At 73.5% G+C, this 13,130-nt stretch carries 14 protein-coding genes; 3 read left to right on the top strand and 11 right to left on the bottom strand.

Annotated features, from left to right (window positions below):
• Positions 1-240 precede the first annotated feature (240 nt).
• Positions 241-486: a glutaredoxin family protein gene (locus HOQ23_RS17560; RefSeq protein WP_172216237.1), complete on the bottom strand. Its 246-nt coding sequence runs from the start codon at positions 484-486 to the stop codon at positions 241-243.
• 4 nt (positions 487-490) lie between these two features.
• Positions 491-2,098 carry a class I adenylate-forming enzyme family protein gene (locus HOQ23_RS17565; protein ID WP_172216239.1) on the bottom strand — a complete coding sequence of 536 codons (1,608 nt, stop codon included), beginning with the start codon at positions 2,096-2,098 and terminating at the stop codon, positions 491-493.
• A 67-nt stretch (positions 2,099-2,165) separates the two neighbouring features.
• Here HOQ23_RS17565 and HOQ23_RS17570 point away from each other — a divergent pair, with 67 nt between their 5' ends.
• From HOQ23_RS17570 to HOQ23_RS17580, 3 genes are all read left to right on the top strand, one after another.
• Positions 2,166-3,047 (top strand): HAD-IB family hydrolase, encoded by an 882-nt coding sequence (locus HOQ23_RS17570; protein ID WP_172216241.1) that lies wholly within the window; start codon positions 2,166-2,168, stop codon positions 3,045-3,047.
• Positions 3,048-3,150: 103 nt separating this feature from the next.
• The gene (locus tag HOQ23_RS17575) at positions 3,151-3,954 is read left to right on the top strand and encodes a sigma-70 family RNA polymerase sigma factor (RefSeq protein ID WP_253945644.1); all 804 of its coding nucleotides are present in this window, start codon (positions 3,151-3,153) and stop codon (positions 3,952-3,954) included.
• 151 nt (positions 3,955-4,105) lie between these two features.
• Positions 4,106-5,368 carry a DUF5667 domain-containing protein gene (locus HOQ23_RS17580; RefSeq protein ID WP_172216243.1) on the top strand — a complete coding sequence of 421 codons (1,263 nt, stop codon included), beginning with the start codon at positions 4,106-4,108 and terminating at the stop codon, positions 5,366-5,368.
• A gap of 10 nt (positions 5,369-5,378) precedes the next feature.
• Here HOQ23_RS17580 and HOQ23_RS17585 read toward each other — a convergent pair whose 3' ends face one another.
• The 9 genes from HOQ23_RS17585 to HOQ23_RS17625 all read right to left on the bottom strand — a co-directional run bounded on the left by HOQ23_RS17585 (position 5,379) and on the right by HOQ23_RS17625 (position 13,050).
• Positions 5,379-6,422, bottom strand: coding sequence for a lysophospholipid acyltransferase family protein (locus tag HOQ23_RS17585; protein ID WP_172216245.1), 1,044 nt, complete (start codon positions 6,420-6,422; stop codon positions 5,379-5,381).
• A complete protein-coding gene (locus HOQ23_RS17590) occupies positions 6,415-7,440 on the bottom strand; it encodes an NAD-dependent epimerase/dehydratase family protein (RefSeq protein WP_172216254.1) in 1,026 nt (341 codons plus the stop codon). Before HOQ23_RS17590 ends, HOQ23_RS17585 begins: the two co-directional genes overlap by 8 nt.
• 23 nt (positions 7,441-7,463) lie before the next feature.
• Entirely contained in the window at positions 7,464-7,565 is a 102-nt protein-coding gene (locus HOQ23_RS17595) for an AURKAIP1/COX24 domain-containing protein (RefSeq protein ID WP_008356322.1), read from the bottom strand.
• A gap of 153 nt (positions 7,566-7,718) precedes the next feature.
• Positions 7,719-7,925, bottom strand: coding sequence for a helix-turn-helix domain-containing protein (locus tag HOQ23_RS17600; protein ID WP_153321904.1), 207 nt, complete (start codon positions 7,923-7,925; stop codon positions 7,719-7,721).
• A 197-nt stretch (positions 7,926-8,122) separates the two neighbouring features.
• Positions 8,123-9,304 carry an acetoin utilization protein AcuC gene (locus tag HOQ23_RS17605; protein ID WP_172216256.1) on the bottom strand — a complete coding sequence of 394 codons (1,182 nt, stop codon included), beginning with the start codon at positions 9,302-9,304 and terminating at the stop codon, positions 8,123-8,125.
• Positions 9,305-9,467: 163 nt separating this feature from the next.
• Entirely contained in the window at positions 9,468-10,271 is an 804-nt protein-coding gene (proC, locus tag HOQ23_RS17610) for a pyrroline-5-carboxylate reductase (protein WP_172216258.1), read from the bottom strand.
• A 40-nt stretch (positions 10,272-10,311) separates the two neighbouring features.
• The gene (locus HOQ23_RS17615; RefSeq protein ID WP_253945645.1) at positions 10,312-11,244 is read right to left on the bottom strand and encodes a proline dehydrogenase family protein; all 933 of its coding nucleotides are present in this window, start codon (positions 11,242-11,244) and stop codon (positions 10,312-10,314) included.
• Positions 11,245-11,254: 10 nt separating this feature from the next.
• Complete coding sequence (gene codB, locus HOQ23_RS17620) at positions 11,255-12,598, bottom strand: cytosine permease (RefSeq protein WP_172216260.1); 1,344 nt, start codon at positions 12,596-12,598, stop codon at positions 11,255-11,257.
• Positions 12,595-13,050 (bottom strand): nucleoside deaminase, encoded by a 456-nt coding sequence (locus HOQ23_RS17625; RefSeq protein ID WP_172216262.1) that lies wholly within the window; start codon positions 13,048-13,050, stop codon positions 12,595-12,597. The genes codB and HOQ23_RS17625 overlap by 4 nt, the downstream gene beginning before the upstream one ends.
• Positions 13,051-13,130 lie beyond the last annotated feature (80 nt).

Genomic DNA, 13,130 nt, shown 5'->3' on the forward strand with positions numbered 1-13,130 from the left:
GGCGCAGGGCCGGCCCGGCCCGGGGTTCGTCCGACGGCTCCGTCACTGTAGGAGTTTGTGAACGTGAGAACAAACTGCGGTCGCCCGGATCCCGAGGCGTGGGCTACCACATGTGACGTCAGCCACGTGCAGCGGGGTCCCCTCGGTCGCCCAGGCCCCGACGGGGCAGGTCGCGAGCGCGTCGTACGCCGTGGCGGGCGGTGACCGACGACTCAGGCGGACCTGGGTCGGCCCGGCCGCTCAGCCGGTGAGCGCGCGGCGCAGACGGTCGGGGTCGACGCGCCAGAAGTCGTGCTGGCGACCGTCGACGAAGGTCACCGGGATCTCCTCGCCGAACCGCTCGGCGAGCGCGGGGTCGTCGAGGATCGAGACCTCCTCGAACTCCTCGCCCAGCTCGGCGCAGACCGCCGCGACGATCGCGCGGGCGTCCTCGCACAGGTGGCAGCCGGGCTTGCCGTAGAGGGTCACACGGGGCGTCTTGGCCATGTCCCTATTCCAGCAGGCCGAGCACGCGGCGTCGTTCCTGGCCCCGCAGCCGACCCTTCTGCACCTTGCCGGTCACGGTGCGCGGGAGCTCCTCGACCACCTCGATGCGGCTGGGCTGCTTGAAGCGCGCCAGCCGCTGCGCGCAGCGGGCCCGCACCGCGGCCTCGACCTCGCCGGGGTCTCGGCCCGGCGCCACGACGTACGCCACGACGGCCTCGCCGGTGAGCTCGTCGGGGGCACCGACCACGGCCGCCTCGGTGACCCCGTCGAGGCCGGCGAGGACCTCCTCGACCTCGACCGGGTAGACGTTGAACCCCGAGACGATCACCAGGTCCTCGACCCGGTCGACGAGCGAGAGATCCCCGGCGGCGTCGATCAGGCCGACGTCTCCGGTGGCCCACCAGCCGTCCGACCCGGGCCCCTCGCTGCCGTCGGGCCAGTAGCCGCTGAACAGGTTGGCGCCGCGCACCTGGATCTCGCCGGGGTCCTCCCCCGTCGCCTCCCGGCCGGCCTCGTCGACCAGGCGCACCTCGACGCCCGGGAGGGCGGCGCCGACCGAGCCGGCCGGCGCGGACGCGCTGACGAGGGTGCTGGTGACGACCGGGGCGGCCTCGGTCAGCCCGTAGCCCTGGTGCACGGGCACGCCGGTGCGCGCCGTGAAGTCCTCGACGACCTCGGCCGGCAGCGGCGCCGAGCCGGAGAGCACCAGCCGGACCGGGCGCAGGTGGTCGGCGAGCTGCTCCTCGCCGCGCCAGTGCGCGAACGCCGCCGGCGCCAGCGGGAGCACGCTCACCGCCTCGTCGTCGACCACCTCGAGCACGCCCTCGGGGTCGAAGCGGTCCAGCAGGACCAGCTTGGCGCGGTGGCGCAGCACGCCGCCCAGCACCGCGTTGAGGCCGTAGACGTGGAAGAGCGGGAGCACGCCGAGCACGACGTCGTCGCCGTGGATCATCGGCGGCTGGACGCGGGCCACCTGCTCGATGTTGGCCAGCAGCGCGCGGTGGGTGAGCATCGCCGCCCGCGGGCGCCCGGAGGCGCCGCTGGTCCACAGCAGGCAGGCGAGCTTCTCGGGGTCCGGCAGCGGCGGCACCGCGCGGCCGGGCTCCGCACGCAGCCGCTCCCAGGGGAGCTCGCCGGGCCCGGGCTCGGCCCCGACCAGGACCACCCGGGGGGCGACCGGCACGTCGACGTCGGCCAGGGCGGCGCGCACCGCGGTGACGCTGTCGGGGTCGCACACCACCAGGCGGGCCCCGGACTCGGAGACGAAGCGGGCCAGCTCGGCGGGGGTCGACCCCGGGTTCACCGGCACGGCGACCGCCTGGGCGCGCAGCACGCCGAGGTAGCCCGTGACCATCTCGATGCTGTTGCCCATCGCGAGGACCACCCGGAGCCCCGCGACCACGCCGAGGGAGCCCAGCCCGGTGGCGACCCGCGCGACCTCGTCGGCCAGCTCGGACCAGGTGACGCTGCGCCCGCTCGCCTCGACCAGCGCCAGCTTGTCGGGGCTCTCGGCCGCGGCGGTGAGGACCAGGTCGGAGAGGTCGCGGACCTCCGGCCCGTCGGCGTCGTCCGCCGTCCCGACCGCGTCCCGTGCGGTGTCGGAGGAGGACATGCGCGGGATACTTCCACACCTCCTCGCGCCTGTCCCCTGGTGACGTGGATCGCACTACATTGGGCACGTGACCCCGCATGCTCCCCGGCGCACCCTGCCCGACCTCCGGCAGCGCTCCCGTCTGGCCGGCGAGGCCGCCGCGGCCATCGCCGAGGTCGAGACCGCCCTGCACGTCCGTGCCGACCCCCGCGCGGCGGCGTTCTTCGACGTCGACAACACCGTGATGCAGGGGGCCAGCATCTTCCACCTCGCTCGCGGCCTGCACCGCCGCGACTTCTTCACCACCCGCGAGATCGCCGGCGCCGCGTGGAAGCAGCTCTACTTCCGCGTCGTGGGGGTCGAGGACCCCGCCCACGTCGCCGAGGCCCGCTCCTCGGCGCTCTCCTTCATCGCCGGCCACACCGTCGCCGAGCTCGAGGAGCTCACCGAGGCGATCTTCGACGAGGCGATGGCGCACCGGATCTGGCCCGGCACCCGTGCCCTCGCGCAGCTCCACCTCGACCGCGGGCAGCGGGTCTGGCTGGTGACCGCGGCACCGATCGAGATCGCCCAGATCATCGCCCGGCGCCTCGGGCTGACCGGCGCGATGGGCACCGTGGCCGAGCACGAGGACGGCGTGTACACCGGCCGGCTGGTCGGCGACATGCTGCACGGCCCCGCCAAGGCCGAGGCGGTCCGCGCCCTCGCCGAGCGCGAGGGCCTCGACCTGGCCGCGTGCTCGGCGTACTCCGACTCGGCCAACGACCTGCCGATGCTCTCGCTGGTCGGGGACCCGTGCGCCATCAATCCCGACGCCCGGCTGCGGGCCCACGCCCGGGCCAACGGCTGGCGGGTCCGCGACTACCGCACCGGACGCAAGGCGGCCCGTGCGGGCGCGGTCGTGGGCGCCGTCGCCGGCGCGGCCACCGGCACCGTCGCGGCCGGGGTCGCACTGCGCCGGCGCCGCTGACGCCGGAGCCCTCCCGGGCCAGGTCGTCGCGCAGCGGTTCCGCCCGGGGTGTGTCGGCGGTAACATCCCCAGCGCTCCGGCTGGAGCACCTGGGAGGGGACTCATGTCACGGGACGGGGAGCTGACCGAGCACGGGCTGGACCGCCTGCGCCGGGCCCTTCTCGACGTCCTGGCCGTGCCCGCGCCGGTGCCGGCGGGTGCCGTGGCCGCGAGCGGGTGGCTGCTCGCCGGCGCCGACGAGTCCTCCACGCGCACCACCCCGGCGTCGCGGCCCGGCGACGCGTACGCCGCACCCGGTCCCGACGCCGGCCCCGAGGACGACTCCGCGCTGGCGGCGTCCTCGGAGGAGTCCGCCAGCGAGCGGCAGCGCCTGATCGCGCTCGTCGAGCTGGCCCGCACCGGCGACGCCGACGCGTTCGGGCTGCTCTACGACCACTACCACCTGGCGGTCTACCGCTTCCTCTTCTACCGCACCCGGTCGAGCACGCTGGCCGAGGACCTGACCTCGGAGACCTTCTTCCGCGCGCTGCGGAGCATGAAGGGCTTCCGCTGGCAGGGCAAGGACTTCGGCGCCTGGCTGATGACGATCGCCCGCAACCTCGCCACCGACCACTTCAAGGCCGGCCGCACCCGCCTCGAGCAGACCACCGAGGACATGGGCCGGCACGACGACGCCACCGAGAGCCCCGAGGAGGCGGTGCTCGCGAGCCTGACCAACGAGATGCTCCTCGAGGCGCTCACCAAGCTCCCCGACGAGCAGCGCGACTGCCTGGTGATGCGCTTCCTGCAGGGCATGAGCATCGCCGAGACGGCGCAGGTGCTGGGCCGCAGCGACGGCGCGGTCAAGCAGCTGCAGCTGCGCGGCGTGCGCAACCTCGCCAAGCTGATGCCGGAGGGGATCCGATGAGCGCGGCGGCGCCGGTCCGTGCCGCCGTGCCGGGTGACGCACGCCCCCTCGTCTCGCGCGTAACCAACCCGCGCACCGCCTCGTTGAGCCCGGCGTCGGACCCGGCGCACCCGCCGGTCCCGGCGTGGCACGAGACGACAGGACAGAGACGATGAGCCCGGTGTTCGCAGCTCGGCGGCGCGCGGAGGAGTTCGACGCGCTGGTGCAGCGCGGCCCGGACCCGGCCCGGCGCGCCCCCGAGGACGCGCGGTACGCCGAGCTGCTCGAGCTCGCCGGCGCGCTGCGCGCCGTACCCGCGCCGACGCCCCGCCCGGAGTTCTCCGCCTCGCTGCGCGAGCGGCTGTTGGCCGAGGCCGTCACCGAGCTCGCCGCCACCGACGACGCCAGGCCCAGCGTGGAGGAGCGGCTGACGGTCCCGGCGCGGCGTACCGCACGCGAGCGCCGCATCGCCATCGCCGTCGGCGGCTTCGCCGTCGTGGGTGCCACCACCTCGATGGCGGTCGCCTCGCAGTCCGCACTGCCCGGCGACATGCTCTACCCGATCAAGCGGGCCATCGAGAACGCGCACTCCGGCGTCAGCGTCGGCGACCGCCAGAAGGGCTCCACCCTCCTCGGCAACGCCTCGGCCCGGCTGCGCGAGGCCGAGCAGCTGGCCCGCGAGGATCCCGAGCGCCAGGACGACGAGGCGATCCGCGACACCCTGGGCGACTTCGGGCGACAGGCGGAGGAGGCCTCGACGCTGCTGCTCGGCGAGTACACCCGCAACGGGGACCGGGGCGCCGCGGACGCCCTGCAGTCCTTCCTCACCACGAGCCACGCCTCGCTCGAGGGTCTCTCGGACCGAGTCTCCGAGGACTCCCGCGACGCGCTGGTCGGCGCCGGCAACGTCCTGATCGGCATCGACCTGAAGCTCCAGCAGGTCTGCCCGGACTGTCCCGAGACCCTCTCCCAGATCCCGCAGTGGCTGATCACCCAGGCCTCGTCGTCCGCCGGCGGGACCCGCCCGCCCGAGGACGCCGCGCCTCCCCCCGGAGACGGCGCGGGCACGGCGAGCGACGGCAGGGGCCGCGGTCCCCGTGGCGGACAGGGCCTGGACGATGTGCCGTTCTCACCGGTGCTGCCCACCGACGTCCCCGGCGGCCTGCCCGGCACCGCCCCTTCCCCGGAGCCGACCCCGGGTGCGGGCGACGGCAGCGGCGGCAGCGGCGGCAGCGGCGGCAAGGGCTCCGGCAAGGGCTCCGGCAAGGACCGCGAGAAGGGTCCGGTGGGCAACCTGATCGAGGGCCTGACCGGCGGCGAGGACAACCCCGTCCCGATCGTCCCCGAGCTGCTGGCCGGCGTCGGCGAGCTGCTCGACGCGGTGACCTCCCCGCTGCTCGGCGGCCTCACCGGGCAGGACCGCAACGGCCAGTGACGCCGCGGCGTCAGCCGAAGACCGAGTCCCGCTCCATCAGCAGCGAGTAGAGCGTCTGCTGGATCGACTCGCGCACCTGGTCGGTGACGTTGAAGACCAGCATCGGGTCCTCGCTCGCGCCCGGCTCGAAGTCGTCGGTGCGGATCGGCTCGCCGAACTCCAGCAGCCACTTCGAGGGCAGCGGAACCAGCCCGAGCGGGCCGAGCCAGGGGAACAGCGGGGTGATCGGCACGTACGGCAGCCCGAGCAGCCGGGCCAGCGAGGGCAGGTTGCCGACCAGCGGGTAGATCTCCTCCGCGCCCACCACGGAGAGCGGCACGATCGGCACGCCGGTGCGCAGCGCCGCGGCGACGAAGCCGCCCCGGCCGAAGCGCTGGAGCTTGTAGCGCTCCGAGAACGGCTTCCCGATGCCCTTGAAGCCCTCCGGCCAGACCCCGACCAGCTCGCCGCCGCGCAGCATCCGCTCGGCGTCCTCGTTGCAGGCCAGGGTGGCGCCGCTCTTGCGGGCGAGGGTGCTGACGATCGGGAGCCGGAAGACCAGGTCGGCCCCGAGCGGGCGCAGGAACCGGCCGGTGTGGTCGTGCACCGAGACCATGGTCATCAGCCCGTCGACCGGGATCGTGCCCGAGTGGTTGGAGACCACCAGCGCTCCACCGTCCGCGGGGATGTTCTCCGCGCCGCGGACCTCGATGCGGAACCACTTCTGCGCGATCGGACGCAGCGCAGCCATGAAGAACCGCTCGGTGACCTCCTGGTCGAAGCCGTACTCGTCCACGACGTACTCACCGGTGACTCGGCGGCGCAGGAAGGCCAGGAAGCGGGCCAGCTGCGGCTCCCACTGGTCGCCGAAGACCTCCTGGGCGGCGACCTGGAACGCGGCGAGCCACTCCCCGACCGGGATCCCGTCGAGCGGGCCGCGGTCCGCGGTCCGCACCGGCGGGCGTGCGGCGCCGGCCGCGGGCTCCGCGACGTGGCCCGGCGCCGGCTGGGGCCCGGTGCCGCGCGCCGCGGGACGGCCGCCCGGGCCGATCGGGATGATCTCGGCGTCACCCATGGGTCGCACCTCCGGCGAGCTGGCGCTCCGCGGCGAGCAGGGCCCGCTCGAGCCGGGCCGCGGGCGTGGGCAGCGAGGCGGCGAAGTCCGCGAACGCCTCGTGGGTCGTGCGTGCCGGGGTGAACCCCAGCACCTCGCGCATCCGGGTCGTGTCGACCCCGCGCCCGTAGGTGAGGAACCCGAGCTGCTCGGGCGAGAAGTCGGCCAGGCCGGCCGAGCGCAGCGTGGTGCCGAGGTTGCCGACCGCGAGGCCGGGCAGCGGCAGCCAGGGGCGGCGCAGGCGGCGTATCGCCTGGGAGAGCATCAAGATGTCGGGGCCGGCGACGTTGAACGTGCCGGCGACGTCGGTGAGCACGGCGTGGCGCAGGACGGCGTACAGGTCCTCCTCGTGGAGGAACTGCATCCGCGCGTCGTGCCCGATCACGGTCGGGATCACCGGCAGCCGGAAGTAGGAGCTGATCGGGCTGCGCACGTGCGGTCCGATGACGTTGGCGGCGCGCAGGAGCGTGACGCGGACGTCGGAGCGCCGGCGGCCGAAGCCGCGGACGTAGCTCTCGATCTCTGCGACGTCCTTGCCGTAGCCCGAGCGCGGCGCTCGCCGAGGACCCATGTCCTCGGTGAACATCGCCGGGTCGCGGCTGCTGGCGCCGTACACGGTCGTCGTCGACTTCACCACGAGCGAGCGCAGGCTCGGCGCCTTCTGGCACGCAGCGAGCAGCTGCATCGTGCCGATGACGTTGAGCTCCTTCATCGTCCCTCGCCCGCCGGCGGAGCCGGGGGTGGAGATGATGCTCATGTGGACGACGGTGTCGACATCCTCCTTGGCGATCACCTTGGCGATCACGGGAGTGCGGATGTCGGCCCGCACGAACGAGACGTCGCCGATGTCGCCGCGAGGCGGCACGACATCGACTCCGATGACCCGCTCCACGGAGGGGTCGGCGGCGAGGGAACGCGCGAACGTCCGCCCGAGGTCACGGGAGACCCCGGTGACGAGGACGACGTTCCCGGTGCTCATGCCGACCGTCCCCCGGGAGGGGGCTACTTGCCGAGCTTGCGGCGCTGGACGCGCGTCTTCTTCAGCAGCTTGCGGTGCTTCTTCTTGGCCATGCGCTTGCGCCGCTTCTTGATGACAGAACCCACGGGATACCTTTCAACAGCTGATCAGGTACTTCGAGCACTGTGCTCGCAGAACCGGGTCAGCCTAACGGCCGACCGGTGGAGGTCAGAATCCCGGGCCACGCAGTGGTCGCTCCAGGACGGCGCCCGGCGGGCACCCGGAGGGGGTCGCGGACCTCAGCCCGCGTCGTAGAAGCTGCGCCGGATGTACTCGTCCGCGTCCTCCTCGCGCACCCGGAACGAGCGGCCGACACGCACCGCCGGGAGGTCCCCGTTGTGCACCAAGCGGTAGACCGTCATCTTCGAGACCCGCATCATCGCTGCGACCTCGGCCACGGTCAGGAACTTCGCCTCGGAGATGTCCCCCCGGGAGTTGGCTGCCATCGAGCACCGTTCTTTCTCTGCGGCGCGCCACCGGCTTCCCCACCGGTGCTGACACGGCCACGTAAGCGTGAGGATAGGGGCAGATGTGACTCGTGGGGAAGAGCTGAAGTCAAAGATGGGACGCCTGACCGGCGTGTCGGCTTGCGCGCCACCTTCTCGAGCCACCCTACGCCGGATGTGAAGGCCGACCGAGGGCCTCAGGGCATGGGGTCGAGGCCGTGCAGAGGGAACGCCTCCAGGCGGGTCGCGTGGATCGCCCGGTCCAGCCAGGTGTCGGGGTCGTAACCCTGGCTCCAGTCGCGGTAGGACGGCGTACGCCCGTCGGTCATGCGGTACGGCGCGGAGAGGTCGAGCGCCTCGCGGACGTGCTCGCGCCACTCGTCGGAGGTCTGGCGCTCCGGGTCGACCGGGTTCCCGGCGACGATCGAGAGCAGGTGGGTCCAGGCGCGGGGCACCACGTCGACGACGGCGTAGCCCCCGCCGCCGGTCGCGACCCAGCGCCCGCCGGCGACCTCGTGGGCGAGGTCGTGCAGCGCCAGGTAGGCGGCGCGCTGGCCGTCGATGCTCAGCATCATGTGCGCGAGCGGGTCGTCGGCGTGGGAGTCGCAGCCGTGCTGGGTCACCAGCACCTCCGGCTCGAAGGCACGCACCAGCGGCGGGACCACCGCGTGGAAGGCGCGCAGCCAGCCGGCGTCGGAGGTCCCGGGCGGCAGCGCGACGTTGACCGCGCTCCCCTGCGCCTCCGGCCCGCCGAGGTCCTGAGGGAAGCCGGTCCCGGGGAACAGCATCTGTCCGGTCTCGTGCAGGGAGATGGTGAGCACGCGGGGGTCGTCCCAGAAGATCCGCTCCACGCCGTCGCCGTGGTGCACGTCGACGTCGACGTAGGCGACCCGCTCGGCCCCGGCGTCGAGCAACGAGCGGATCCCGACGGCGATGTCGTTGTAGATGCAGAACCCGCTGGCCCGGTCCGGCATCGCGTGGTGCAGGCCGCCGGCGATGTTGACCGAGTGCAGGGACTCCCCGCTCCACACCTGGCGGAACGCCTCGAGGCTCGCGCCGACGACGTGGGCGGAGGCCTGGTGCATGTGGCGGAAGATCGGGTTGTCCTCGGTGCCGACGCCGCGCAGCTCGTCGGGGTCGGCGGTCGTGCCGGCCTTCATCACCGCCTCGATCAGGCGGGGGTCGTGGACGGTGACCAGCTGGTCCTCGGTCGCCACGCTCGCCGGCACCAGCTTCACGCCGTCGAGCACCCCGAGGTCGCGGGCGAGCCGCATGGTGAGGTCGACGCGCAGCGGCGACATCGGGTGATGCGGCCCGAAGTCGTAGCCGGTCAGGACCGGGTCGTACACGACCGTCGCCGGCCCCTCACACGTGGACATGGCGCGGACGCTACCTGCTGGGGCCCAGCGCCGCTCAGCCCGCCGTGCTCAGCACCACACGCGCCGACTCGGCGCACCACGAGCGCCGACTCGGCGCACCACTAGCGCCGACTCGCCGCACCACGAGCGCCGACTCGCGGGGAGCCGGGAGGGAGAGGGAGGGTCAGTCGCCGGCGGCGAGGGCGCGGGAGCGGTCGCGGGCGGCCTCCATGGCGGCGAGGAAGGCCGCGCGGACGCTGTGCACCTCCAGCTCGCGCAGGGCGGCGGCGGTGGTGCCGGCCGGGGAGGTGACCTGCTCACGGAGGACGGCGGGGTGGGTGCCGGTCTCGCGCAGCATCTTCCCGGAGCCCACCACCGTCTGGATCGCCAGCCGGGTCGCGGTCGCCCGCGGCAGCCCGAGGTGGACGCCGGCCTCGATCATCGACTCCACGACGAAGAATACGTACGCCGGGCCGGAGCCGGAGATCGCGGTGACGGCGTCCTGCTGCTTCTCCGGGATCCGCAGCACCTCGCCGACCGAGGACATCAGGCTCTCGGCCTCGAGGAGCTGGTCCTCGGTGCAGTGCGAGCCGGGCGAGACGGCCGACATGCCCTCGTCGACCAGCGCGGGGGTGTTCGGCATGACCCGGACGACCGCGACGCCCGCGGGCACCCGCTCCTCGATGAACGCGGTCGTGATGCCCGCGGCCAGCGAGACCAGCAGCTGGCCCGCGCGCAGGTCGGGGGCGATCTCGTCGAGCACGGCGCCCATGTCCTGCGGCTTCACCACGAGGGCGACGGTGTCGGCGCCGCGGACCGCCTCGCGGTTGCCCACCACCGAGACGCCGTAGCGCTCCTCGAGCTCGCGGGCCCGCTCCTCGCGCTTCTCGCCCACGAGGAGCTGGTCGACGCGCCGTCCGGCACGGACGAGGCCCGACAGCAGGGTCTCCCCCATGACGCCGGCACCGAGGATCGCGGTCTGGGACATGACGATTCCACTCTTTCCCGGGGCCTCCCGGCCACGCGGCTCAGCGCTTGGAGACCAGGGAGGTGATGAACAACGACAGGTTGCGCGGCCGCTCGGCCATCCTCCGCACGAGGTAGGCGTACCACTGCGCGCCGTAGGGAACGTACACCCGCACGCTCTCGCCCGCCTCGGCCAGGCGGCGCTGCGCCTCCGGGCGCACGCCGTACAGCATCTGGAACTCATAGCTGTCCTGCGAGCGGCTGTGGCGCCCGGCCAGCGCCAGGGCGACCTCGATCAGCCGCGGGTCGTGGGTGGCCACCATCGGGTGGCCCTGGCCGGCCATCAGGGTCTTCAGGCACCGCACGAACGCGCGGTCCACCTCGTGGGGGTCGGTCCAGGCCAGGGACTCCGGCGCGGCGTAGGCGCCCTTGCACAGCCGCACCCGGGAGCCCTCGTGGGCCAGCGCACGGCAGTCGTCCTCGGTGCGGTGCAGCTGGGCCTGGAGCACCGCGCCGGTCTCGGGGAAGTCCTTGCGCAGCTCGCGCAGCACCGACAGCGTCGCGTCGGTGGTGGTGTGGTCCTCCATGTCGACGGTGATCGTGGTGCCGGCGTTGCGCGCCGCGCGACAGATGGTGCGGGCGTTCTCCAGGGCGAGGGCCGGGCCGTCGGGCAGCGCCAGCCCGATCGCGGAGAGCTTGACCGACACCTCGGTGCTGCGGCTCAGCCCGCGCCCGGGCAGTCGCCCGAGCAGGTCGAGGTACGCCGCCACGTTGGCGTCGGCGCGGGCGAGGTCACGCGTGTCCTCGCCGAGGTGGTCCAGGCTGGTGCCCAGCCCCTGCCCCGCGAGCTCCTCGGCCACGGCCAGGGCGTCCTCGGTCCCGGTGCCGGCGACGTAGCCCGCGACCATGCGGGCGGTCACCGGCAGCCGGGTCACGAGGTCCTGGAGTCGGTCGCTGCGCGACAGCAGCAGGATCGGCTGGCGGAGCAGTGACATGTGAGCGAGATTACGCGCTGGCCTCCACCGGGTCGTCCGACGCGTCGGCGCCGCGCCCGCCGCGATCCACGCGGGAGCTGTGCAGCACCACGGCCGCCGCCACCGCGACCACGATGCCGATCAGCGGCGGGATGCCGATCTCGGCCTCCTTCGAGCCCCACGCGGCGAGGCTGCCCACGGCGTACGCGACGACGTTGCGCACGTCGAGGGGGACGGTGCGTTGGCCGGCAGCGATCCCGCGACGCCAGCGCAGGAAGAAGTCCGCGATGATCACGCCGCCCAGCGGCGGGATGAAGGTGCCGAGCAGGCCGAGGTAGTCGACCAGGTGGTTCTGCACCCCGGTGAGGGCGAGGACCGTGCCGATGACCGAGCCGCCGATCACGAACGGGGTCTTGCGCGGCCGCTCGAACAGCTCGGCGCCCGCGACGCCGAAGGCGTAGGCGGTGTCGGCGTTGGACTTCCACAGGTTGCCGAAGAGCAGGAACACGCCCCAGCCGACCAGGCCGAGGTTGTAGAGCACGAGGACGAAGTCGCCCTCGCCGAAGGTGATCGCCCCGATCGCGCCGAACAGGATCATCAGCCCGTTGCCGATCAGGAAGCCGATCAGGCAGGCCCAGACCGCCTGGGAGCCGGAGCGCCCGAAGCGGGTCCAGTTCGGGGCCTGGGTGCCGGCGGAGACGAAGGTGCCGACGACCGTCGTGATCGCCACCGGGATCGCCATGGTCGCCGTCGGCTCGACCGCGAACAGGCCCGAGAGCCCGTCCACCTCCTCCAGGGAGCGCAGCACCACCCAGAAGGCCAGCACCAGGATCAGCGGCGTCGAGACCAGCGAGACCCAGTACATCCCGCGGTAGCCGTAGCAGGCGGTGGCGCACATCAGGATGCTGGTGAGCACCATGATCGCCGCCTTGGCGCCGTAGGACTCCCAGCCGGCGGCGCGGGCAGTGAGGTCGCCGATGGTGCCGACGACCACGCCGTACCAGCCGATCTGGGTGCCGCCGAGCAGCACCGAGGCGAGCTTGGAGCCGCCGTGGCCGAAGGTGTAGCGCGCCATCACCACGGTGGTCAGGCCGGTGCGCGCGCCGACGTAGCCCATCAGCGCGACGTAGGTGCCGAGGATCAGCGAGCCGCCCAGGATGACGAGCAGCAGGTCGCTGAACGTGAACGCCGGCCCCAGGGCCGCGCCGGCCAGCATCGTCGGGGTGAAGACGGTGAAGCCGAGCAGGACCACGGCCAGGGACAGGAACGACTTGCGGGCGTGCAGAGGGACCGGGGTGACCGGGTAGTCCGGGTCGACGGGCTCGACCGGCTCGACGGGCCCCTCGCCCGCCCGAGTGCCGGGGGCGATGCTCACGACTCCTCGCCGATGTCCTCGGCCCACAGCTGCGGGCGCTCGGCGATCATCCGCTCCATCAGGGCCACGCAGGCGGGGTCGTCGACCACGTCGACCTGCACGCCTCGGCTGCGCAGCCAGTCCTCGGAGGCCTGGAAGGTGCGGTTCTCGCCGACCACGATCCGCGGGATGTCGTAGAGCACCGCGGTCCCGGCGCACATGAAGCAGGGCGAGAGGGTCGTGTAGAGGACGCTGCGCCGGTAGACGCTGGCCGGCAGCCGGCCGGCGTTCTCGATGCAGTCGGTCTCGCCGTGCCGGATCGCGCTGCCGAGCTGGACCCGCCGGTTGCGACCGACCGCGAGCACCTCGCCGGAGTGGACGAGCGCGGCGCCGATGGGGATGCCGCCCTCCTCCCACCCGAGCCGTGCCTGCTCGACCGCGAGGTCGAGGAAAGTCCGGTCGCTGTCGTCCATGGGGGCTCCTCCGGGGGTGGGGATGGGGGGTGGGGATGGGCGCGGGATGGCGCGGCCACCAGCCGACCAGAGCCCGCACG

This window comes from Nocardioides sp. zg-DK7169 (genome assembly GCF_013155365.1).
In the GTDB taxonomy this organism is placed as follows: domain Bacteria; phylum Actinomycetota; class Actinomycetes; order Propionibacteriales; family Nocardioidaceae; genus Nocardioides.

Excerpts from the sequence above, each read along its gene's own strand:
- proC (WP_172216258.1), bottom strand. The coding sequence starts at position 10,271 with ATGTCCCAGACCGCGATCCTCGGTGCCGGCGTCATGGGGGAGACCCTG.
- HOQ23_RS17575 (WP_253945644.1), top strand. The coding sequence starts at position 3,151 with ATGTCACGGGACGGGGAGCTGACCGAGCACGGGCTGGACCGCCTGCGC.
- HOQ23_RS17615 (WP_253945645.1), bottom strand. The coding sequence starts at position 11,244 with ATGTCACTGCTCCGCCAGCCGATCCTGCTGCTGTCGCGCAGCGACCGA.
- HOQ23_RS17590 (WP_172216254.1), bottom strand. The coding sequence starts at position 7,440 with ATGAGCACCGGGAACGTCGTCCTCGTCACCGGGGTCTCCCGTGACCTC.
- HOQ23_RS17605 (WP_172216256.1), bottom strand. The coding sequence starts at position 9,304 with ATGTCCACGTGTGAGGGGCCGGCGACGGTCGTGTACGACCCGGTCCTG.
- HOQ23_RS17625 (WP_172216262.1), bottom strand. The coding sequence starts at position 13,050 with ATGGACGACAGCGACCGGACTTTCCTCGACCTCGCGGTCGAGCAGGCA.
- HOQ23_RS17565 (WP_172216239.1), bottom strand. The coding sequence starts at position 2,098 with ATGTCCTCCTCCGACACCGCACGGGACGCGGTCGGGACGGCGGACGAC.
- HOQ23_RS17600 (WP_153321904.1), bottom strand. The coding sequence starts at position 7,925 with ATGGCAGCCAACTCCCGGGGGGACATCTCCGAGGCGAAGTTCCTGACC.
- HOQ23_RS17585 (WP_172216245.1), bottom strand. The coding sequence starts at position 6,422 with ATGGGTGACGCCGAGATCATCCCGATCGGCCCGGGCGGCCGTCCCGCG.
- HOQ23_RS17580 (WP_172216243.1), top strand. The coding sequence starts at position 4,106 with ATGAGCCCGGTGTTCGCAGCTCGGCGGCGCGCGGAGGAGTTCGACGCG.
- HOQ23_RS17560 (WP_172216237.1), bottom strand. The coding sequence starts at position 486 with ATGGCCAAGACGCCCCGTGTGACCCTCTACGGCAAGCCCGGCTGCCAC.